At 68.0% G+C, this 21,511-nt stretch carries 24 protein-coding genes and 1 pseudogene; 9 read left to right on the top strand and 16 right to left on the bottom strand.

From position 1 onward, the window contains the following. Window positions 1–241 (top strand): annotated as a pseudogene (locus ABD220_RS03530) (hydrolase); the annotation flags it as partial. Window positions 242–955: 714 nt separating this feature from the next. Then, the gene (locus ABD220_RS03525) at window positions 956–2,080 is read left to right on the top strand and encodes a YkvI family membrane protein (RefSeq protein ID WP_344119870.1); all 1,125 of its coding nucleotides are present in this window, start codon (window positions 956–958) and stop codon (window positions 2,078–2,080) included. Between the two features lie 349 nt (window positions 2,081–2,429). Here ABD220_RS03525 and ABD220_RS03520 read toward each other — a convergent pair whose 3' ends face one another. Both ABD220_RS03520 and ABD220_RS03515 read right to left on the bottom strand, forming a co-directional pair. Then, on the bottom strand, window positions 2,430–3,902 hold the full coding sequence (locus ABD220_RS03520) for an MFS transporter (RefSeq protein ID WP_344119869.1): 1,473 nt from the start codon (window positions 3,900–3,902) through the stop codon (window positions 2,430–2,432). A gap of 265 nt (window positions 3,903–4,167) precedes the next feature. Next, on the bottom strand, window positions 4,168–5,130 hold the full coding sequence (locus tag ABD220_RS03515; RefSeq protein WP_344119867.1) for a GlxA family transcriptional regulator: 963 nt from the start codon (window positions 5,128–5,130) through the stop codon (window positions 4,168–4,170). 140 nt (window positions 5,131–5,270) lie between these two features. Between ABD220_RS03515 and ABD220_RS03510 the strand changes: the two genes are divergently transcribed. Beyond that, window positions 5,271–5,927, top strand: a complete 657-nt coding sequence (locus ABD220_RS03510; protein ID WP_344119865.1) for an isochorismatase family protein — start codon at window positions 5,271–5,273, stop codon at window positions 5,925–5,927. Between the two features lie 470 nt (window positions 5,928–6,397). Here ABD220_RS03510 and ABD220_RS03505 read toward each other — a convergent pair whose 3' ends face one another. Then, window positions 6,398–7,552 (bottom strand): AI-2E family transporter, encoded by a 1,155-nt coding sequence (locus tag ABD220_RS03505; RefSeq protein ID WP_344119863.1) that lies wholly within the window; start codon window positions 7,550–7,552, stop codon window positions 6,398–6,400. 308 nt (window positions 7,553–7,860) lie between these two features. Continuing rightward, entirely contained in the window at window positions 7,861–8,205 is a 345-nt protein-coding gene (locus ABD220_RS03500; protein WP_344119861.1) for a hypothetical protein, read from the bottom strand. Between the two features lie 294 nt (window positions 8,206–8,499). Between ABD220_RS03500 and ABD220_RS03495 the strand changes: the two genes are divergently transcribed. The 4 genes from ABD220_RS03495 (at window position 8,500) to ABD220_RS03480 (ending at window position 11,391) form a co-directional block, all read left to right on the top strand. Beyond that, window positions 8,500–9,309: a carbonic anhydrase gene (locus tag ABD220_RS03495; RefSeq protein ID WP_344119859.1), complete on the top strand. Its 810-nt coding sequence runs from the start codon at window positions 8,500–8,502 to the stop codon at window positions 9,307–9,309. A gap of 419 nt (window positions 9,310–9,728) precedes the next feature. Then, entirely contained in the window at window positions 9,729–10,265 is a 537-nt protein-coding gene (locus tag ABD220_RS03490) for a GNAT family N-acetyltransferase (protein WP_344119857.1), read from the top strand. Between the two features lie 93 nt (window positions 10,266–10,358). Beyond that, window positions 10,359–10,811, top strand: a complete 453-nt coding sequence (locus ABD220_RS03485) for a nuclear transport factor 2 family protein (protein WP_344119856.1) — start codon at window positions 10,359–10,361, stop codon at window positions 10,809–10,811. Window positions 10,812–11,031: 220 nt separating this feature from the next. After that, window positions 11,032–11,391: a hypothetical protein gene (locus ABD220_RS03480; RefSeq protein ID WP_344119854.1), complete on the top strand. Its 360-nt coding sequence runs from the start codon at window positions 11,032–11,034 to the stop codon at window positions 11,389–11,391. Window positions 11,392–11,415: 24 nt separating this feature from the next. On the opposite strand, the gene ABD220_RS03475 is transcribed toward ABD220_RS03480, so the two are convergent. The 6 genes from ABD220_RS03475 to ABD220_RS03450 all read right to left on the bottom strand — a co-directional run bounded on the left by ABD220_RS03475 (window position 11,416) and on the right by ABD220_RS03450 (window position 15,685). Next, window positions 11,416–11,673 carry a hypothetical protein gene (locus ABD220_RS03475; protein ID WP_344119852.1) on the bottom strand — a complete coding sequence of 86 codons (258 nt, stop codon included), beginning with the start codon at window positions 11,671–11,673 and terminating at the stop codon, window positions 11,416–11,418. Window positions 11,674–11,879: 206 nt separating this feature from the next. Beyond that, window positions 11,880–12,020, bottom strand: coding sequence for a hypothetical protein (locus tag ABD220_RS03470; protein ID WP_344119851.1), 141 nt, complete (start codon window positions 12,018–12,020; stop codon window positions 11,880–11,882). A 358-nt stretch (window positions 12,021–12,378) separates the two neighbouring features. Next, the gene (locus tag ABD220_RS03465; RefSeq protein WP_344119850.1) at window positions 12,379–12,834 is read right to left on the bottom strand and encodes a lipocalin-like domain-containing protein; all 456 of its coding nucleotides are present in this window, start codon (window positions 12,832–12,834) and stop codon (window positions 12,379–12,381) included. Further along, on the bottom strand, window positions 12,815–13,297 hold the full coding sequence (locus tag ABD220_RS03460; RefSeq protein WP_344119849.1) for an ester cyclase: 483 nt from the start codon (window positions 13,295–13,297) through the stop codon (window positions 12,815–12,817). The genes ABD220_RS03465 and ABD220_RS03460 overlap by 20 nt, the downstream gene beginning before the upstream one ends. Window positions 13,298–13,344: 47 nt before the next feature. After that, a complete protein-coding gene (locus ABD220_RS03455) occupies window positions 13,345–14,403 on the bottom strand; it encodes a serine hydrolase domain-containing protein (RefSeq protein ID WP_425552504.1) in 1,059 nt (352 codons plus the stop codon). Between the two features lie 499 nt (window positions 14,404–14,902). Then, window positions 14,903–15,685: a CPBP family intramembrane glutamic endopeptidase gene (locus ABD220_RS03450; protein ID WP_344119845.1), complete on the bottom strand. Its 783-nt coding sequence runs from the start codon at window positions 15,683–15,685 to the stop codon at window positions 14,903–14,905. A 166-nt stretch (window positions 15,686–15,851) separates the two neighbouring features. On the opposite strand from ABD220_RS03450, the gene ABD220_RS03445 reads away from it, so the two are divergent. After that, complete coding sequence (locus tag ABD220_RS03445; RefSeq protein WP_344119844.1) at window positions 15,852–16,034, top strand: hypothetical protein; 183 nt, start codon at window positions 15,852–15,854, stop codon at window positions 16,032–16,034. A 99-nt stretch (window positions 16,035–16,133) separates the two neighbouring features. Here ABD220_RS03445 and ABD220_RS03440 read toward each other — a convergent pair whose 3' ends face one another. The 6 genes from ABD220_RS03440 to ABD220_RS03415 all read right to left on the bottom strand — a co-directional run bounded on the left by ABD220_RS03440 (window position 16,134) and on the right by ABD220_RS03415 (window position 20,653). Beyond that, window positions 16,134–16,631, bottom strand: a complete 498-nt coding sequence (locus tag ABD220_RS03440; protein ID WP_344119842.1) for a hypothetical protein — start codon at window positions 16,629–16,631, stop codon at window positions 16,134–16,136. Window positions 16,632–16,686: 55 nt separating this feature from the next. Next, window positions 16,687–17,364 carry a hypothetical protein gene (locus ABD220_RS03435; protein WP_344119840.1) on the bottom strand — a complete coding sequence of 226 codons (678 nt, stop codon included), beginning with the start codon at window positions 17,362–17,364 and terminating at the stop codon, window positions 16,687–16,689. 127 nt (window positions 17,365–17,491) lie between these two features. Continuing rightward, entirely contained in the window at window positions 17,492–17,887 is a 396-nt protein-coding gene (locus ABD220_RS03430) for a hypothetical protein (RefSeq protein ID WP_344119838.1), read from the bottom strand. A gap of 477 nt (window positions 17,888–18,364) precedes the next feature. Then, entirely contained in the window at window positions 18,365–18,667 is a 303-nt protein-coding gene (locus ABD220_RS03425; protein WP_344119836.1) for a DUF805 domain-containing protein, read from the bottom strand. Window positions 18,668–18,894: 227 nt separating this feature from the next. Next, on the bottom strand, window positions 18,895–19,878 hold the full coding sequence (locus tag ABD220_RS03420) for a hypothetical protein (protein ID WP_344119834.1): 984 nt from the start codon (window positions 19,876–19,878) through the stop codon (window positions 18,895–18,897). A gap of 244 nt (window positions 19,879–20,122) precedes the next feature. Continuing rightward, window positions 20,123–20,653 carry a hypothetical protein gene (locus ABD220_RS03415; protein WP_344119832.1) on the bottom strand — a complete coding sequence of 177 codons (531 nt, stop codon included), beginning with the start codon at window positions 20,651–20,653 and terminating at the stop codon, window positions 20,123–20,125. A 318-nt stretch (window positions 20,654–20,971) separates the two neighbouring features. Between ABD220_RS03415 and ABD220_RS03410 the strand changes: the two genes are divergently transcribed. After that, entirely contained in the window at window positions 20,972–21,109 is a 138-nt protein-coding gene (locus tag ABD220_RS03410) for a hypothetical protein (RefSeq protein WP_344119830.1), read from the top strand. Window positions 21,110–21,511: the final 402 nt, after the last annotated feature.

Below are 21,511 nucleotides of genomic sequence, written 5' to 3'. Positions count from 1 at the left end.
CGACACGCTCTTCGTCAACCCGGACGGGCGCACGGTGGCGTTCATGCGCAGCTACGTCAATCTGTACCCGCTCTCGGCGGCCGTGGTGCAGCGGATCGCGGCGGCCGCCACGGCCCTGGAGTTCGACCGGCTCTACAGCAACACCGGGGGCACCATCGAGGCCGGGGCTCGGGACGCGGTGGCACGCTCCGCCGCCCGGCACGTGGCCTGGGTCCGCGGGGACCACGACCACCTCACCTGACCCCGAACCGGCAGGTTCAGGACCCAGGAAGCCCCGCCCTGCTGCAGAACCTCATGAACGGCGACCCGCGCGACCACGCGGCGACCAGGAACTGCTGCACGATCACGTGAGATCCCAGCTGGCTTGATGGCCGCCATCGGGCCATATGCATAGCCGTGCACCCACTGGGCTCTTCCTTCCGATTCCAGCGGGGAGTCCGCCCGCCTTTGTTGCCAGCAAGGGGCCCTCACACACCGTGGTTCTTACAATTCCTTCCGATGCTGACCTGCGCTGAGCGCAAATGCACCACAGGTCCGGCGCACGGGAGCTCCCCGCAACCATTCCCAACGACACCATTGACCTCGTGCCACAGATCACATACTGCCCTGATACAGTTCATATATCAGTCGCCGACAACGACCGTCGACGACTATCGACCGCTTTCCCCAGCCCTGGACTGCGAGCACAGCCTGGCGTGTTCCACACCAGCACGCACTCGTCGATCTCGTCATGCTCGCACCGTCGCGCCAACCGAGACGGACGAGCGCGCACTGAGGTTGCCGAGGTGTGAACGCATAGCCGTCCCCGCACCCCGCCCGACCCAAGCGGTGATCCCGCCCCAAAGGGTGCGGCGGCCAGCCAGGGCCGCCACTACTGACCGACTCCACCTTCCTTTCCTGTTGACGGCGGACCAGCCCTGCACCGCCCTGACCACTCCGGGAGCGCAACCCCACCATGGCTCAGACATCACCAACCGCAACTCCCCTGGACACCGTCGAGACGAAAAGCCCTCTGCGCATCCTCACGTACGCCGGGGCGATCATCGCCTTCCTCATCGGCTCAGGCTTCGCCACCGGCCAAGAAATCCTTCAGTACTTCACGTCCTACGGCTATTGGGGCATCTTCGGCACCGGGTTCCTGGTTCTCACCCTGATGACCTATGTCTGCGTGGAATTCCTTTCCGTCGGTCAGGCGAGAAAGTTTGAGCGCCCCTCGCTGATTTTCCACTACTACTGCGGCAAGCACCTGGGGACATTCTTCGACTACTTCTCCACCCTCTTCGTGTTCCTCAGCTTTACTGTGATGGTCGCCGGCGCCGGTGCAGTTTTCCAGGAACACTACGGTCTGTCGAAGTACATCGGCGGCATCGGACTGGCTGTCGCGGTCGGCCTCACAGTGTGGTTCGGCCTCAGCAACTTGGTCGACGTCATCGGCAAGCTCGGCCCCCTCATCGTCGTGATCGCCGTGGGACTCGGCATCCTGGGGATCGCCCGCAACCCGGAGGGCGTCGCCGAGGGCAACACCCTGCTGCCCGCGCTGGAGCTGACCCAGGCCTCAACGAACTGGTTCCTGTCCGGCCTCTCCTACGTCGGCTTCTGCATGCTGTGGCTGGCCGTGTTCCTCACCGCACTCGGCAAGACGGCACACAACCGCAAGGAAGCGGCGTCTGGGGGCCTGCTCGGTGGGATCGCCTTTTCCGCGGCCTGCATCATCGTCGGCCTGGGCCTGCTGGCGAACATCGCCCGGGTCAACGGGACCGAGATCCCGATGCTGGTTCTCGCTGCCGATCTCAGCCCCCTACTGGCTTCCGGCTTTTCCCTCGTCATTCTCGCCGGCATCTACACGACAGCGGTCCCGCTACTGTGGACTGTCTCCTCGCGCTTCTTTGCCGAAACAACATCCCGCTTCAAGTACGTAACCCTCGCCCTCGCAGCGGTCGGAACTCTGGTCGGCCTGGTACTGCCGTTCTCCCAAATGGTCAACATCGTCTACGTGATCAACGGCTACGTGGGCATCCTGCTGCTGGCCCTGATGCTGGTGAAGACCGGCAAGCGGCTGGCCCAGCGCCAGCCCCTGTAACAGTCCGGACGCGACCGCCCTTGGGTCCACAACTCCGATCGCCCGAGTGCACCCGACTGTGTGCACCCGGGCGATCGAGCTGTTCACAGACGGGTCGACAACCGCTGGGACTGCTGGCTTGCTTACCCCGACGCCAAGTAGGAACCATGCCCCTCGTCCCCTGCAGATCCCCACCATGGAGACGGCGCCACTCTGCCCCACGAGGCAGTCCCAGGACTGACCGGTATCCGGACCATATGTAAAGCGGTGGCCTGCTCCTCTTGTGCGGATGAAATGCTGATGAGCGTGGCCTGAACCTGATTCAGCGCCCAAGGCGGCAATTCAGGCTCAGGCCACGTTGGGGCCTGTCTCAGCGTGTCGTCTCGGGCAGGGCAGGATCGTGGGTGTCTTCCTCGGTCGCGGGCCGGGCGTTGAGGGTGAGCAGGGCCAGTGCTGCGGCGGCGAGGAGGAGTCCGGTGGCGGCGGTCATCGCGGTGCCGTATCCGGCGACCAGGGCCTCCCCCGTCGGCAACACCTGGTTTTCGGGGGCCGCGGAGACGGTGGCGGCGATCCCGGCCAGGACGGCCAGCCCGAGGGCCACACCGATCTGCTGGGCGGAGTTGAGCAGTGCTGAGGCGATGCCGGCCTTGTCGGGGTCCACACGGTAGACCGCGGCCTGGGTGAGGGTGACCGCCACGGCCCCGAAGCCGACCGCCAGGAGGAACATCGCCGGGGCCAGCTCCACCCAGTAGGTTGCCTGAACGGTGATCCTCGAGAGCCAAAAGGTCGCCGCGGCGCTGAGCAGGGCGCCCAGTGCTGCGATGTAGCGCGGGCCGGTGCGCAGCAGCAACTTCGGCGTGATCCCGGCGCCGACCACGATGCCGGCGGCGAAGGGCAGCCACGCGATCCCGGTGCGCAGGGGGCTGAAGCCGAGCACCTGCTGCAGGTAGAGGGTGATGATGTAGAAGGTGCCCATCGGGCCGACGGCGACCAGGAGCATGGTGAGGTAGGCCCCGGAGCGGTTCCGGTCGCGGAACAGGCTCAACGGCACCAGGGGGCTGCGGCTGCGCGACTGCGTGAGCGTGAACGCGCCCAGGGCCGCCACACCGGCGGCCACGAGGGTCCGGGCGAGGGGGTCGGTGAACCCGTCCTCACCGAATCGGGTGATCGCGTACACCAGGGCGACCATCCCGCCGGTGCCCAGGGCCGCCCCGAAGCCGCCGAGCCGGCCGGTGTGCGGCTCGGCGCCCACCAGGGTGCGCGAGCCCAGCAGCACGAGGACGCCGATGGGGACGTTGATGAAGAACACCCACCGCCAGCCCAGGGTTCCGGTGAGCACTCCGCCCAACAGCAGTCCGACCACGATGCCCAGACCGGACATCGCCCCGTAGAGCGAGAGTGCGGTGTCGCGCGTCCTGCGGTCGGAGAAGGTCGTGGCGATCAGGGCCAGGGCGTTCGGTGCGGTCATGGCCGCCCCAATGCCCTGCACGGCGCGCGCCACGATGAGCATGGCCGTGCTCTGCCCGAGGCCGCCGAGCAGGGAGGCGAAGATGAAGACGGTGATGCCGACCTGCAGGGTACGACGCCGACCCCGCAGGTCCCCGATCCGCCCGCCCAGCAGCAACAGCGCCCCGAACGCGAGGATGTAGGCGTTGACGACCCACGGCAGGTGCACCGCCGAGACCCCGAGCTCATGCTGGATGGACGGCAGGGCGATGTTCACGATCGAGTCATCGAGCACCAGCATCAGCTGGGCGGTGGCGATCACCAGCAGCGGGACCAGCCCACCCCGGGAGCCCCCGGAGGTGTCGGGCCGCGCGACGGCGGAGGCGGCAGCAGGCATCGGAGAGCTCCTCAGGACAGGGCGCACGGGAACCACCGCGCCACCACGTGATACCCCCAGGGGGTAATTCTGCGCCCTACTATTACCCCTGGGGGGTATGTATGTCAATCGCTGTGAAGAGTCCGCGGACGCACCCGGCGCATTGACAAGGGCATCGCCCCTCAGGGGACCGCTCAGCCACGGCCCGGCCTCCCCGCAAGCTCACCCGGGAGATGGCCGCGGACGCGCCTACCCGGCGACCACCCGCCCGTCGGAACCGACGGGGTCACTCCTCGGTTTCGATCGCCACTGCTCGGAAGCGCGCACGGTACTGCGAGGGTGAGATCTTGAAGGCGGCCGAGAAGTTCTGGCGCAGTGTCACGGGGCTGCCGATGCCGCATGCAGCGGCGATCGTGTCGATCGGCCGGTCGGTGGTCTCCAGCAGCCGGCGAGCCTCGTCCAGGCGGCGTGTGCGCACCCAGGTGGCCGGTGTGGTCCCGGTCGCCGCCCGGAACGCGCGCACGAAGGTCCGCTTGCTCATGTGCGCCGCGGCGGCCAGCACCTCGATCGACAGGGAGTCGGCCAGATGCTGCCCGGCCCAGTCCATGACCCGGGAAATCGCGTCGTCGTCGGGCCGGGGAGGCAGCGGGCGCTCGATGTACTGAGCCTGCCCACCCTCCCGATGTGGGGCGATGACCAGGCTCCGAGCCACCTTGTTCGCCGCGTCGGCCCCGAGGCGTGACCGGACCAGGTGCAGGCAGGCGTCCAGCCCCGATGCGGTGCCCGCCGAGGTGAGGACGTCGCCATGGTCGAGGTAGAGCACCGATTCGTCCAGGGCGAGGTCCGGATGCCGCCGCGCCAGCAGATCGAAGGCCTGCCAGTGCGTGACGGCCGGGCGCCCGGCGAGCAGCCCGGCATCGGCGACCGGGATCGCCCCGAGGCAGAGACCGACGACCGTCGCCTCCGCGGCATGGGCAGCCCTCAGCGTGCCGCGCACCGCTTCACCGGCCGGGCGCCCGTCGGGGAACCACGACGGCATGACGAGGACATCGGCGTCCTCCGCGGCCGTGAGGCCCTGGATGCCCTCGATGCCGTATCCCTCCGCGGTGCGGATCCTGCCGGGCCGGTCGCCGAACAGGAAGGTCTCCCAGTCACCCAGGCCCTGCCGGGCGACCTCGTCGAAGACCATCTGCGGCACCGAGAGGTGGAACAGGGTGATCCCGTCGAAGGCGTAGATCCCGATCCGCATCCGCTCCCTCTCACGCTTGGCGTGATCTCATCGTACGTCGACCTTTGCGCCACTGGTGGCTCCTGGCGGGCGTCTCCAGGATGGAGAAGCACCTCTCAGCGGCCGCACCTCCGCGACCGCCGGAACCCCTAGGAGTCCCCATGCCCAGCCCGCAGCGCGCGCTTGTCCTCATCGACGTCCAGCAGGACTACTTCGGCGGCGGCCCGCTGGAGATCCAGCACCCGACCCACACCGAGTCCCTCCCTCGCATCGTCCGGGCGATCGAGGCGGCCGACGCCGCCGGGATCCCCGTTGTCGCCGTCCAGCACACGATGGGTGACGGTGCGCCGGTGTTCGACCCGACCCAGCCCGGCTTCCAACTCCACCCCGAGGTGGCTCGGCGCCGCGGCGAGAACTGGAAGACCGTGGTGAAGCAGTACGGGTCCGTCTATGCCGATACCGACGTTTCCACCTGGTTGCACGAGCAGGGAGTCGACACCGTCACCCTGGTCGGATACATGACGAACAACTGCGTCCTCGCCTCGGCCGTCGAGGGCGAGGGACTCGGCTTCACCACCGAGGTGCTCGCCGACGCCACGGGCGCGGTCAACCTCACCAATGAGGTCGGCTCCGTCGACGCCGAGACCGTGCACACCACGCTCATGACCCTGCTGCACTCCAACTGGGCCGCTGTCGCCTCGACAGAGACCTGGGTCCAGGCCCTGAACGCCCAGCAGCCCATGCCGGGCAGCGACCTGGGCAGCTCCGCGGCCGCAGGCGCCCAGCAGCGCGCCACCGTGGCCGGACGCTCCGCCTGAGGCCGTCGCCGGCACACTGCTCGCCGCCGTCACCCCGCAGGGCGCCTCCCGGACACTTCGGAGGCGCCCTGTCGATACAGATGCTCCCGACAGGACCCGGCGAGACCTCGATCGGGCTCCGGGGACCGGCGTCGGGCGTCCCGTGCTGGGCGGTGCCCCGGCGTGTGGATCCACGACACAAGAACCGGCGAACGAGGATCTCTCTGTGCCGAGGACTGCCGGCCCCGTCGTCCTCAGCGTCCTTGAAAGTGCAGATGAACAGCCCATATGGGGCCACATGCAAAGCGCAGGGTGTCCGCCGTCCTGTCCATCCGGGGGCGGTCATGTCAGAGGGGACAGCCCCGCCCTCGGTCGTTGGCCTACCGCGGGGTGGGCCGACACCGGGCCGTCCAGGACCTCTTGGACACCGACGGCGGCCGCCCGCCACAGCACGACGACCGCGCCACCGGTCCTGCGGCGCGGCGACACCCTCAAGCATCGGTGGGTGCGGCCGGGCCGGGTGGGTTCGGCAGCGCAGCACCTGGGCGCACAGCGGTTCGGGAAGGAGCATCCGGGTTCCCGGGATCCGGGAACCAGATCTGGATCAGAGCCCACCCCACGGCGGTCAATGGCACGGCCAGCACGGCCCCCACGACGCCGGAGAGGATCGCTCCGGCAGCCAGGGCGAGCAGCACCACCAGCGGGTGCAGGCGCAGCGCCCGGCCCAGCACCATGGGCTGGAGCACCCTCCCGTCGAGCTGGTTGATGGCGAGCACCACCCCCACGACGACCAGGGCCACCACGGGGCCGTTGGCCACCAGGGCCACCAGGGCCGCCACGGCACCGATCACAGCCGCCCCGACGATCGGAACGAATCCGCCCAGGAAGATCAGCACGGCCAGGGGCAGCGCCAGTGGCACCCGGAACACCACGAGGGTCACCCCGATGACGACCGCCTCCAGGAGAGCGACCACGGCGGTGCCGCGCACATAGCCGCCCAGCACGTGCAGGGTGGTGGTACCCGAGGCCAGCAGCTTCTCCAGGGACTCGCCGTGGAACCGGCGCAGGGAGAACGCCCACATCCTCGCCCCGTCCTTCAGGAAGAAGAAGAGAATAACGGCCACCAGCACCGCTCCGGTGACCACCTGGGTGGCCGCGGAGATGCCAAGCAGCGCCTCGGCTCCGAACCGGGGGCTGGACGTGAACTCCACAACGGCGGTGATGGCCTCGTCCAAGGCTTCCTGGCCGATCGGGACCGGGCCCGCGACGACGAACTGACGCAACCGTTCCAGCCCGCCCACCGCGGAGACCACCAGCTCGTCCCATTCGCTGCGCACCGCGAAGACGATGCCGGTGACCACCCCGCCCAGCACCACGATCGCGGCCAGGAACACGATCCAGGTCGCAAGCGCCCCGGGCACGCCCCGCCGGCGCAGGAAGGTGACGAGCGGATTCAGCGCCGCGGCCAGGATCAGAGCGATCAGCAACGGGATCACCACCAGCTTGAGTCGGATCAGCCCGTAGACCACTACTGCCCCCGCGCTCAGCAGCACCAGCCCCTGCAGCGCCCGGGTGGTCGCCCGCCCCAGCGGATCCGCCCACAGGTCACGGTTGCGCGAGACGCTACGATGCCGTGGGCGTGCCATCGGAATACGCCTCCCCAGTCCCGCTGCTGACGTGCGTTCAGAGTGCGCTTAAAGGTCGTGATTGCCAAGACCCGGGGCGGTGTCCGACCACGGCGCCAGTCCCGGCACCCCGATGCGGCGACCGCTCCTGCGCTGGGCTCCGAGTCGGTGCTCCGCCCCGTTATTGTCTCCAGCCCCAACTGGGCCCATTTGGGCCCATCTGGGTCCAAGCAGCCATGGCAGTGAAGGCCATCGAGCGCAGCGGGTATCGCTGTCCATGTCTCCCCACCAAGGTTGCGCACCCGAGACCCCACTCCCCTGCCCCGCAGTTAGCAGGCGAAGGCCAGCATGCTCTGCGTCGACGGGCCCGGACGGCCCAGCGTCGCCGGCAGCACGGCGCCGCTCGAGCCGAGCACGATGATTGCCTCACCGAACTCCCATGGATTGCCGGCCGCTAACCGGACCATATGCAAAGCAACAACGAGGCCGGGCTGCTTTGCTCGGGCGCCTACGTCGAGCGACGAACCACCGAAGGGCGCACGCTCGAAGGAATCCGCCACTGCCTGAAGCGGTATCTCGCCCGCCGGAACTACCGCCACCTCAACACCGCAGCCCGAACCGACCCCGCCACGGCTGGACATGCATAGGAGATTCTGCGACATGGGCTCGCTCACGAGCGGGCCGGTCCGGGCCTACGGCGGGCGGGGAAGCCCAACTTCACCACGTTGCGTTCGAGGACGCCAGGACATGTGGAGGCCATCGACCCCGCGGGAGCACCGCTGATCAAGCGTTACTGTGTGGGAGAAGCAAGATGCGCTTGCATGTAGTCTGCTCGGGCTTCTTCGGTTTCCGCCCCGTGCGGGACCGGCAGCCGTGCATAGCGATCAAGCGCGTCGTCGAACCGTCTTCAGGGCAGAACAGAGAAAGGTCCTGAACCGATCCGAAAGGCTGGGATGCGTAGCACCTCGATGGCCACCAGGAAAACTGTCACGGCGAGCTCCAGCGCGGTACTGCTGGCGATGATCACCGGGTGCGCAGACACCGCCGCCCCTGGTGCTTCGCCCACGGACTCATCTGCGCAGACTGCGCAGGGAGAGGCACCCGCGCAGTGGTCCTACGAAGGGGCTACCGGACCACAGCACTGGGGGGAACTCGAGGACGAGTTCACGACCTGCGGCACCGGAGCGGCTCAGTCACCGATCAATGTCCCCGGCGACCCGGTCCTGTCCTCCGAACCGATCGAGCTCGACTACACGGCCTCGGACTTCCAGGCCCGCGACACCGGGCACACGGTCGAGCTCGAATCGACCTCGCCCCAGAACATCACGGTCGACGGGACCGAATACACCTTCAAGCAGATGCACTACCACGCCCCGTCCGAGCACACGCTCGACGGCGTCAACTATGCAGCCGAGTTCCACTTCGTGCACCAGTCGGACGATGGTGATCTTGCCGTCATCGGGGTGCTGGCCGCAGAGGGAGAGGATAACCCTGCCTGGTCACTTGTCATCGAGGCAGTTCCCGCTGCACAAGACGAGGACTCGGCTGAGGTGACAGGGTTGGCGCTGTCGTCCCTGCTCCCCGAGTCTCTGGACCACTACGAGTACGACGGCAGCCTGACCACTCCACCGTGCAGCGAGAACGTGCGCTGGCTCCTGCTGCAGAGCCCGATCGAGCTGGGCACGACCCAGATCAGCGAGCTCCGCTCCGCGCACTCGGACAACAACCGCCCGACACAACCGCTGAACGATCGAGAAGTTGCCCAGGTCGATCAGTGAGTCACCCACAGGTGAGCCCCGCACAGTGCAGTCCAGCGGCGGCGGCCCTCGGTGGTGGAGGCGGCTGCGCCCGCGCAGGCGGCTCCGGCGGTCGTCGACGAAGGGATCACCCGTAGGTCGCCCTATCCGCAGGATCCGTCCCCCACCGGGCTGTTCCACTCGTTCCAGGAACGTGGCCTAAGCTCGCCGTCGCCCCGGACATAGGAGATGCACTGATCGAGCGGGCTCGTCAATGCGCAACTCCTGCCCTCATCGACGTCTTCGACTGATGCCCCCGCGCCAGTCGGCAGGAGCCGCGTCGCGCTCCTCACCGAAGACGTTGGACACCTCTCTGCGGACGCTCCAGTCAGGAATCGGGCAGCAGGACGCAGCTCTCGGATCGGGCAAGGCATCGAGGTGCGTTGCCTAGAATTATTGCCGTGGCCGCGGAACAAACCCCCTCTATTGTGCTGGTCGCCGTGGATGGCACCGTACTGGCGCAGCTGATTCATGCCGCGACCACTGACGCCGGAGCTGATGAGGTGACTCCGCCGCTGACGGCCGGCCGAGCATGGACATCAGATCGAGTCGCGTGGTTGCGTGACTTCCACCGTGTCCGTCGCGCGGGACTGGCCGGGCCGGCCGGAGAGGAAGCCTGGGCCGTGGTCGTCGACGAGCTGGTCGTGGGTTCGGTGCGTCTCAAGCACACCGATGAGCATGGCGTCCTGGAGATGGGCATCTGGCTGACTCGTGGCGCCCGTGGTCGCGGCGTTGGACGAGAAGCCACGACCGCGGCTCTGCGTGAGGCCGCTTCACTCGGGGCGTCTGGAGTGCGAGCAGACACCACCGTCGCTAACCCCGGTGCCCTGGCCGTGCTGCGCCGCCTTGGCTTCCACCTGACGCTGTCCGACGACGGTCAGGACGTCCGGGCGCTGCTCCTGTTCGATCCCGCGGGGGACTACTGCATCTGCAAGTGACAACTGAGCTGGTTTGATGGCCGCTGTCCGGTCATATGTAAAGCGGTCCTGCGCCACTGGCGGGCGCACCCCGCGCCCCGGAAGGATGGGCACATGAGCTCTTCTGATCAGCCGCGCCCACCGCTTCCGCCGTTCACTCACGAGAGTGCCCTCGCCAAGGTCCAGGCCGCCGAGGACGCCTGGAACAGCCGTGATCCCGAGCGCGTCGCCGGCGCCTACTCCCCCGACACCGAGTGGCGCAACCGCGACCAGCACATCCGCGGGCGTGCGGAGGTCGTCGCCTTTCTCACCGGCAAGTGGGCCCGCGAGCTCGACTACCGCCTGCGCAAGAACCTCTGGTCTTTCACGGACAACCGGATCGGGGTTCGGTTCCAGTACGAGTGGCACGACACCGACGGGCAGTGGTGGCGCTCCTACGGCAACGAGCTGTGGGAATTCGACGAGCTCGGCTACATGCGCCGCCGTGAGGCCTCCATCAATGACGTCGCCATCGGAGAGTCCGACCTGCGCATCACTCCCGGCGAGGGCGAGCTTCCCGTCTGGTGACGACGGCGGTTGGCCGGGCAGCAAGGTCGCTGCTCGATTCCAGGTCTCGTCAACGACCGTGACCCGTTCGCACAATCCAGGTCACCCGACGATGCCCGCATGGGAAGGGTGATCGAGTGACGGTGAACATGTTCGAATACGGGAGGGTGAGATGGCGCCGCGCAGGAGTGCGACCGAGACCGGAGCTCGGGAGCGGGCCCGCCGAGCAGCCGCGGAATCCGTGGCCCGGGAGCAACGGCTGCTTCAGCCGGGTGAGGAGTTCTTCCTCGCGGCAGGGGAGGCGGAGCAGGTGCTGGAGGTGGCCGAGCGGCACATCGCCGAGATCCGGACCAAGGCCGCACAGGACGTCATCCAATCAAAAGAGGCACAGGCGCGGGTGGCCACGGTCATGAAGGGGGAGCCGGTCGCGGTCTCCGAGATCGCTCAGCGGCTCGAGCTGTCGGCCACTGAGGTGCGTGCTCGGCTCAAGGGAACGCCGGCTCGTGCCTCCGCCGATGCCACCGACGATTCCGCCGCCGGCGACAACTCCGCCGCTCACGAAGCTGCTGAGGCAGCTCCGCGGGAGGCAGCGAACGTGTAGCTCGCGCACCCTGCCGGCAACTTCTTAGAACAGGGTCGAGTGGTGGGGGTCGATGCCGTGCACCAGCTCGCGGACCAGCTCCTCGTCCCAGCCGTGAACCTTGAGCGCATCGCGCAGCTGCCAGGAGCGGGCAGATCGCTCGGTCCGCGACTGCCGGCGCCACCGGGCGGTGGTGGCCGAGGGCGTCCGGCCCTTCATCGCCCGGTCGGCCATGTTCTCCGACCGGGTCCCCAGCAGCAGGTGCGTGGACGGCTCCACGGAGGCGTGCACGCACAACGGCACGTCGCACCAGTGCAGCGCGGTCAGCCCCTCGATCGCTGCCAGCCCGCCGTGGACGGTGACCAGGGCGAAACGGTGGGCGGCGACGGCTCTCTGACTGTTAGGGGGGGCCGATCCAGAAGCGGCCGTACCCGTCGTCGCTGATCGCCCCCAGCCACCACCAGCACGAGTCGGCTTGCGGGCCCTTCAGCACATGGGAGCAGAAGCGCTCAACGTCCGATGCCTGCACGGGTCACCTCCACCCGGTACACGACCAGCATCAGGCCTGCGGTGATCAGCCCGGCGATCACCTCGGCACGCCAGGGGAAGTCGAAGGTAACGCCCCACACCATCCACAAATGCGGGATCAAGGCCAGGGCTCCGGCCGTCGCATCTGCTCAGTATTCGTCCGTCGTCAACAAGGTTCCCCGGATGAACATCTCGGCGATCACTACCCCGCTGCCACGGGCTTGAGGGTGTCCCGGGGCGATTCACACCCGTGCGCCTGCTCCTGGACGGACAGTATGGGACCCGGCCATGGTCCCTCGAGGAGCGGACAGGAAAGGCCATATCAATCCCTGCGGGCAGATCCCGATGAGAGGAATCGCCCTGGGGCCCTTCCAAGGAACATCGGTCGTTGCCGCGCGCTACCAGGACGGGCCCAGGGCGGTCCGTGCCGCCGTGCCGTGGGTCTGACGTCTCGGCTGGACGCCCTCAGGCCAGAGAGCTTCAGTGGGGTGGGGCTCGATGCCAGGTTGCGCGGGCTGTGACGGTCCGCCCCCCGGAATGGATGGGAGAGGCGGTACTCAAGCGCAGTGTGTCGCCCTCGAGCTCGACCCGACGCGTCTGTGTGCTCCCGGACCAGTTCGGGAACAAGGACACGAACACCTCGTGGGTCACGGTGCCGGCTTCCTCGTTGACGTGGAACGGTCCCGAGTAGGCGATATAGCTCGTGGCCTCGGCCTGGTACTCCGCCAGCGTGCCGGCAAACCAGTCCTCTGAGACAAAGGCCGGTCGGTCCGGCCTGGCGATGTGCGCCGACATGTACCCGTCCGGGGTGTAGAGGATGATCCCCTCCGGATGATGACCCAGCGGCTCGACCGGGTCGGCCCCGTCCACCGGAAGCTCCTGGTAGGACGCCAGCTTCCAGGCCCCAACCAGCCGTTCACGCAAACTCTTCGTCATAGCCGCCTCCATCTCCATGCCCGTTCCATGTCCGTCTGCGAACCGGCCTCACCGGTCGGCGGGAAGAGAGCCGGTGTCGAACTACGCCCGATAGCTGGCCTACGCGGGAGGCTGTCGGCGGGCACCCGGACCAATCATGGTGCCGAGCAGATCTGCGGCCCTCGGCCGTGCCGCGGCCACCCCGCCCTTCGAAGCGCACCAGGTGCATGGCGACGATGGAGACCGGCCTGCCGGCGCCGAGCAGGTCCAGGAACTCGCCCTCGAGGGTGCCGGTCCAGACCACCGGCGCGGCAATCCTGTCGCCCTCCACCACGGTGTCCTCGATGACGCCGGTCATATCGGGAAAGGCCGCGTGCATCCCGTCCACCCAGAAGGTGAAGCCCTCAGGCCCCGGAGGCTGGCCCGGCACGGGTTCGTGGTCGATCAGATCAGCAACGATCAAGCCGTCCAGCACCTCGTGCATCGTCGGCGCCGACCGCCTCGATGATGCGCCCGCACATCCCACGCAGATCAGGACCAAGTCGCCCTCGCGAGCAACGAGAAGACGGGGTCGAAGTCGTAGCTGGTGGTGCTGTTGGCCATGACCACGATGCCCAGATCCCGGTCGGGATACAGGCGCATGACGTTCCAGAACCCGGCACCGGCACCGAAGTGCTCCACCCACTCCTGCGCGCCGGGGCCGGGGCGGGACCACCCGATGCCGTGGTGGAACGGCTTGCCCGGGTGCTCGACCACGCGCATCGCGCGGGTCGTGTCCGCGGAGAGGACCCGGCGCCCATCGATCTGCCCGTCGGCCAGGTGCATGCGCAAGAACCGTGCGGCATCGACCACATCCCCCACGAGTCCCCCGTAGGCCGGCCCGTCGACGTAGAACGGGCGCAACCCCAGAAAAGGCCCGGTGCGGGGCCCGGCCACGCCCCGGGGCAGCATTCGCCGCAGCACCGGATCGGCCACCCGTGGCGCCCGCACGTACCCGACCGCCGCCGGGACACCAGGTGGGTAGGCGAAGCCGGTGCCAGCCATGCCCACCGGCTCCAGCACGGCCTGCCGCACGTAGGTCTCCATCGACGTACCGGTCACCGCTTCGATGATCTGACCCAGTGCCAGGTACCCGACGTTGGAGTACCGGGCCGTTCCTCCTGCCGGATATCGGTAGGCACGTCGACGACGCGTCAGGCTCCGCAGCATGTCCTCAGCCGACGGCGGCTCGTCCTGCGCGGCATGCACCCACCGCAGGGGCAGCGGATTGGACAGCCCCGCCGTGTGGGTCAGCAGCTGATCCACCGTGGGGTGGCCCGGTTCAGGGCCCGCCAAGAAGTCCACGTAGTCGGCCGCCGGCACGTCCAGCCCGATGCGCCCGGCCTCGACCAGGCCCATGACGGCGGTGGCCGTGACCATCTTGGTCATGGAGAACCACAGGTAGACCGTTCTCGGTGTCGCTTTCACTCGGTCACGGAGATCCGCGACACCGAACCCACCCGCATAGAGCAGCCGCTCGTGATCGATCACAGCCAAGGACAACCCCGGGACACGTCCGGCACGCATCATCGCCGCAACAGCCTCATCCACCCCGGCCGGGGCCGCTGCCGGGGATGTCGATGAAGCCTCGTCGAACACCGAACTGTCCATCTCAACCTCCACATCCGAGGAGTCGACGTCGTCATGTCGCGATACGGCCACAGTCCGAGGCGCTGATCAGTTTGTCAAGACACACCAGGGCGCGAGGGCCGAGACCGCGGCAGAGGACCCAGCGTGTCGATCAGCGGAACTCCTACCGCAGTGTGAAATCCCTCAACAGGCACTCGGGTTCTCTATCAGTCGCCGTGGCCAGATGCTGTGCGCCCTGGTCCCGGGACGCACGACGGGCGCGGTGTTTGGGCGAGGTTTCAGGCGCTCCCGGTCCCGGGAAGCGTGTTCGGGAAGTCGCCGGTGATCATCTCGGGCGGCCGCCGGCCTTCGCCGGAGACCAGGCTCCCGTCCTCGTGCCGGATCCAGTCGAGGCAGCCGCCGGAGACGGTGGGCCCCGTGGGGTGTTGTCGTGCGGTGAGTAGTCGTGCTCCGTGGTCCCTCAGTCGAGAAGCAGGTCGGGAGCGACATTGAGTGTCCAGCCGAGACCGTTGAGTGCAATGTGTACGGCGATGCCGATCCGGATGTCCTTGAGCCGCCAGACCATGTAATACGTGGGGGCGAGGATGAGGACCAGGTTCACCAGGTCCCACGGCTTCCACAAATGATAGGAAGCGAACAAGGTCACGTTGATCAGGACCGACCAGGCACCGAACCTGCTGATCCGGGGCAGCAGATAACCGCGGAAATACAGTTCCTCGACCCAGGGGGCGAGGAAGACCAGGAACACCAGGTACCCCACGGCGATCAGGATCTGCGCGCTACTGCTGCCGGTGTCGGCGAAGCTCGCCGGTAGGGGGTCGAGTGCCCACTGCGGCATCCATGAGAAGAAGGAATCCTTGATGCTGCCGCCGATCCCGAGCATCGAGACGGCAACACCCCAGACCAACAGTGCGAGGGCGAGCAGGCCCTTGCGCCAGGTGAAAGGCCCCGGCCGATACGGGAGCACGTCACCGACCCTCCAGGAACCGGTCCGGCGGTGTGCCTCCCGCAGCAACCAGCCCAGTTCCACCCCTACGATCACGATGCCGGCCGCGAGGATGGCGGCGCCAATGGCCGGGTAGCCCGCGTCCACGAGGAGAGGGGCTGTGACGTAGAACGCCGTGGCGGCCAGGACGCCGGGGAACAGGTGCAGCGCCACGGACGTGGCCAGGGTGTGCTGCTGGACCGTGTCGACTCCCGGTGTGGCTTCTGGCCGGTCGAGGTTGTGTCGCGGGGCTTTCATGACGAGACCTCCTGTGGTGCAGTTTCTGCAGGTGAGGCAATGTCAGCTGGCGAACAGGTGTCCCGACATGTCGAACCCGGGTGTGCAGTGGATGTCATCGCCTACTGAGAAATGGTTCCAATTGTTCCGGCCCAGAGGTAGTGGCGCCCGCGGTTCGATGGTGATCATGACTGCCATGACGAGGCAGCAGGTCCCCGAGCGGCCGATCAGCAACCAGCGGTGGGAGTTGCTGAAACCGTTGATCTCGTATCCTCCGCCGGCGAAGAACAGCAGAACCGGGGGGCCACGGTCAAAAGACCGTGCCGCGTTGGATGATGTCCTGTTCGTGACCGAGAACGGCATCGCTTGAAAGAGACTCCCATGGAGCCGGGGCTCAGGGCCTTCCGGTGATTCCGGCGCCCGGGGCGCTCAAGGGATCTGGGGCACCCTCGGTCTTCCTCGGTCAGCCCTAGTCACCCGGTGCCGATGGGTGACCTCGGCGGGCGTCCATGACGCGCGCGTGCGCCATTTCCATCCGCCCGGTCCACAGGATCGTCGTCCCGAGGATCGGCCAGAACGTCATCGCCGCCCCCACCCCGACGAAGACCAGCCACGCTGCGGTGGCGACCCAGGTGATGATCCCGAACGCCCAGCCTGCGAAGACTCCGGCTTGGGCCTGTGTTTCGTAGTCGTAGGGGGCTGGCAGTGGGTCGGGGTCGCCCTCGGTTTCCAAGCGCCGGTGCTTGACGTGTAGTCGTTGCACGCCGATGAAGCACCCGCCCAGGGTGAGCAGGCCGATGATCGCGTTGGAGAACCCGTACCCGCCGGTGGCCACCAGCCAGTGCAGTGCGGCCTCGAGCAGCTCGTCGGCGACGATGAACCAGATCAGCCACGCGCCCAGCCCCCACAGCCACTTCCGGTCCTTCTTCGGCGCGGGACCCTCACCGGTGGCCGGCGCCACGAACATCGACTGCCCTTCCCCGGGGTCGTGGGCTCACCGCAGTCATGGTCTGGCCTACGTCTTACCGGTCCGGGGACGCGTCGGCCCCGGCCCCCGGTGGCCGGGACTTCCTCAGCCGGTAGCCCAGCACGGCGGCGGCGACCAGCAGACCTGCGGCCAGGCGGGGCAGGATCTCCTCGAACCACGGGTGCACCAGCTCACCGAGCACCACCCCGGCCGGCCAGGCCAGCACCCCGGCGAGAACGAGCAGCCCGATCCGCCGCTTCACCTTTCCCCTCCCACCGGCGTCCTGCGGCAGCGGCGCGGTGCGCTCCTGGTGGCCCTCACGGTCGAAGAGCAGGAACGGGAGGGTCGCGAAGAGGTTGGCGAACATCGTCCGGTACCCCAGGGACGCGTCGAAGGCGCCGCCCTCCTCGGCGGGCAGACCGGCAAAGAAGATCGCCATGCCCACGACCGCGACTGTCATGGCGGCCACGGTCACCAGGCGTTTCCGCTCCCGGACGAGGACGATGTCCTGGCCCTTGGACCGGCCGCGGATCAGCCACGCCCCACCGACAGCCAGCCCGAGCCCCCAGAGGAAGAACCCCCAGATGGTCAGTTGCTCACTGCCGGAGGTCGTGGTCAGGTACGGCAGGGAGGAGAGGACGCACACCAAGCTCAGACCCATGGTGATCGCCCCGCACAGGGTGCGGAACCAGGGGCCGGGTGTGCCGGTGGTGGGTCGTGCTTCGACTGCCATGGTGGGTTCCTGTCGTCGTCGTGAGGGGTGAAGGCGGGTCGTGCTCACCTGGGGATCGCGGCTGCGTCACCCGCGCTGGATCGTCGCTGCCGATGTTTCGACGACCGCCGACGGGAGGGCGCAGGAATCACCTGGTGTAGCGCTGGGCGGTGGACCAGTCGCGGGTCGGGGCCTGGAGGGCGGTCACCGGCCAGGCGATGTTGACCGCGATGAAGGCGATCCCGATGGCGATGAGCGCTATCGCCCACTGCCCGTAGAGCCAGAACCCGAAGAGGTTGCCCAGGAAGCCCAGCACGCTCAGGATGGCCAGCACAATCCCGAGGGCCGCATAGAGCGCACCCGAGGCCACGGTCAGGCCCAGCAGCCGCTTGAGCTGCGGCGGCACCGGCACGGCCCCACGCCGTCGGCCCGGGTCGCGCCCTGTCCCCTCGGGTTGTCCTCCCGAGGTGTAGTAGTGCGGGGTGCTGCGGGAGGGCTCGTACGGGTGGCCAGGGTTGCCCGGACCCTGTGGTGGGCTGGTCATCTCCGGAGCTCCTTCGAGGCGCCGACGGGTTGGCAAGAGGGCCGTGCGGGAGTGCGAACGGGCACTGCCCGGCACCGTAGAACCCCCTGAACAGCGCAACGCGCCCACACCCCCTCCCCATCATGTGCGAAAGCACATATCGAGTGGGATGCGGCGCACGTCCCCACTAATGGGGCTCCTTGCCTCTTGGGAACGCAATGGGAAGGGGTGGCCGAGCCCTCTTTGGGCTCCCAAGCGAACGCCGTCTGGAGAGGAACGGATACCGCACCTCGAACTGCCGTGAAGCCATGAGACCGGGTCGCACGGGATGGCTCCGAGACGACCGCTGAGTTGCCTGCCCGGGGAGGATCAGCGGCCCACAGGAGCATCCGAGTCAGTTCACCGGTCGAACCGGGCGCCTTCGGGCTTGTGCGGCGAGGCGGCGAGCACGATGGTGACGATCCACCCGACCAGGGGGATCAGGCCGATCAGGGTGAATCATCCCGAGAGGTTCACGTCGTGCAGTCGCCTGATGCCGATCGCCAGCGAGGGGATGAAGTGGGCGAGCATGAAGCCGAAGTACACGAAGGACAGCACACCTCCGAGCACGTTGAGCCCCCCGGAGGGTTCCGTGCCCGGATAGCTGATGAGCAGTTCCAGCGGAAGGTAGATCAGTGCGAGGCAGAGGGCGACCCACCGGTGCTCGGAGCGGCTGGCGCGGCCGGAGAAGTGGACGTACTCGGCGTAGTAGCGCTTGATCGCGGCACCGAAGCCGACGTGCACCCCGGGCTGGGGGCCCACCCGGACAGGGTGCTGGCGCCCATAGGGCCCGGGCCCGTGCTGGTGGTACCCGTACGGTTCCTGGGCTTGCCCCTGCTGGGCTCCGGTGTCGCCGCTTGCCGGTGGGTACTGCTGGCCGTCGTGCGGATCGCCACTGTTCGTTGCATCTTCCCCTGTGGTGTTCGCATCCGTAGACAGGGTAGGTACGGGGTGCCTTCGCCCGCTGTCCCCACCTTGAGTACCAGGCCTTAATGACGGCGTGCGGTGCGCCGGGACACGGCGCCGATGAGCAGGAGAAGCAGACCGGCGGCAGCGATGGGGAGCGCGAGCATGTAGAAGATGCCCAGGCCGATGGCCACCCCCGTGTTGAAGAGCAGGTCGAGGAGGATTCCGGCCAGGAGCATGGTCACGGCGATGCCGGCTCCGCCTCCGGTGAAGGCCAGAGCCCACTGACGCGTCGACGGGCTCCGCGCCCCTCGGCCGGTGTTGGGGTCGGGCCCGTGGCCGGTGGGTGGTTGCTGCCGGGGAGACTCCACAGCTCTCGGTGGCCGCCATACGGCCCACAGGAAGACCGCGGCGCACAGGAGCAGGAACAGGTTCGGCGACAAGACGGGAAGGCCTTCGGAGAAGGCGCTCCAGCCCCCGAGGTAGACGGCATAGATGACCAGACCCAGCGCGGCCACGAGCAGGTAGACCGCAAAGGCGAGCATGCCCATCCTCCCGGCGGCCCGCGACCGGGAGGTGCCAGGCCGATGAGGGCCTGCCGTTTCCTGCTTCGAGGATCCGGCCGCGGTTGATCGCAGGGCATCACCGAGGAGAGTGATCAGCCCACCGGCGGCCACCAGGCCCGCCGGGAACGCCAGCCATCCCACCTGAGCCGCCGGATGCATGTAGTCGATCTTCTCCACGACCCATGTCACGGTGCCAGCGATCACGGTGATGCCACCGCTGATGACCGTGACGAGCAGAGCCACCCGACGCAACGATCGGGGAGCTCTCCTGCCGGGTGGACTGCGGCGGCGTGCCGCGAGATGGAGCAGGCCGTCGACGGCCAGCAACAGCACCCCGCAAACGAGCAGCATCCACGCGGCCCCGCCGATCACCATCGGGTACGGGGACCACGGACCGAAGAATCCGGAGCTGTCCAGCCACATGGGCACGGCCAGGGCGATGACGGCACCGACCCCGGTGAGGACCAGGCCCCACCACAGCAGCGACCTGTCCGGCTTCATGCCCGTCTCGCCCCAGGTGCGCGCCCCGCGGCAGGACGGGGCCTCCGCACTGACCCCAATGCTCGAGGATCCTTTCCCGCAGGGTCTGAGCCGCCCGTCGGGGCGCTCTCCCTCGGTTGCACCTCGGCAATGTGCTGGCACCCATGCTCCCCCATGGTCGAACGCTAGCGATGGGGCTGCCCGGGGGCCACGACGCACAAGAGGGGAAGCCCTACCGCGCTGCGGCGTGGGGGCGACCCCGGGCTCAGCGGAGGCGGGTGACTCGATCCGGGGCGCCACGGACGAACCAGTCGGCGTTGATCGTCTGCGCCACTCGCTTCCCGGTGTCCGGAAGCACCCACCGGGACCGGACGAGGGTGCCCTTGCGGACCCAGTCCTGACGATCCACCCGCCGCGGCAGCCGACGCTCCAACCACTTCCCGGCCAAGTTCCCGTAGGTGCCCGGCTCCTCGTGCAGACCGAAGACGGTCAGCCCATCGCTGCTGTACACATGGCTGTCCAGCAGGTACCCATCCCCCCACTCCCCCTCCAGAGCCCGGCAACCTCGACGGTCGTCCCAGTACCCGATCTGCAAGGTGCACCGCCCCGCCGGCACGTCCACGCCCGGGACCTCGGTCATCACCACCAAGGGGTGTATCCGAGCGAACACCTCGAAGGATCGCGCGGGCACCCCGGGGACGGCCCACTCGGCGATGTACGCGGCGAGGGCCTCGAGGAACTCCTGCTCGCTTGAAGTGCGCGAGCTGTCGCCTCTGAACGGGTGCACAGATGCCATGGCCTCACCGTAGAACTCCGAGCCGAGGACGGCCGCCGGCCGTCCTCGGATGATCCCCTACCGCCTCTCAGAAGCCCCGTGGTCAACCGAGGCTTCAGCCGTCGCTCCCCTGGGCTGTGAGGGCTCGCGCGTACACATCTGTGGTGACCTCTTCCTCTTTGCAGTCGCACCTGATTGCCTGAGCCGCAGAGGGCTAGACGGGGCAGGAGGAACCACATGCGGGGATCAGGGTTACAAGGGGTGCTCCTGGGCTTGGCAGCGCCGACGGCTCTGGCCGCGGCTGGCTGTTTCGCGGCCGGCTACTGGTTGCTAGGACTCGTGCTCGCTGCGCTGTCCCTGGGCCTGGTCTATGCCGGCTGGCGAGCCGTGAAGCGCGGCCGGACCACCGAAGCCATGGAAGCCAAGACCGAATACGACCGCCTGCATGGGCGAGAGGCTCACGGCGAGCCCATTTGACGTATGGCACCGAGAAAGTGAACCCGAGATCGGCCCCCAGAGCCCTCCCGGAAGCGCCTGACACCCCGTGCGATCAGGGCAAGTGATGCGCCCTTCGGGCAGCCGACACACCCACGCGGCATCCCCCGGCGCAACACTGCAGTCCCCGTCGATACAGGACAGCCGATGTAACTCTCCAAAGACGCCCGGCGATTCCTACGCCTCCCGTTGCTCGTGATCACCCTAGGCGCCGTCATCGGAGCCGGCGCCTGGGTCTGGGTCTGGGTCTGGAACATCGCATCATGCTGCGAGGGCGGGGCCAACATCGGCGTCGGAGCGCTGTTCGCGATCGGGTTCGCCATGCTCGCCGGGGGGCCTGTGGGCTCTCCTCATCGTGCTGGTCGGGCTTCAGCGCAGGAAGTA

This window comes from Kocuria aegyptia (genome assembly GCF_039530085.1).
Taxonomy (GTDB): domain Bacteria; phylum Actinomycetota; class Actinomycetes; order Actinomycetales; family Micrococcaceae; genus Kocuria; species Kocuria aegyptia.
This window is presented reverse-complemented; position numbering and strand designations above follow the sequence as displayed.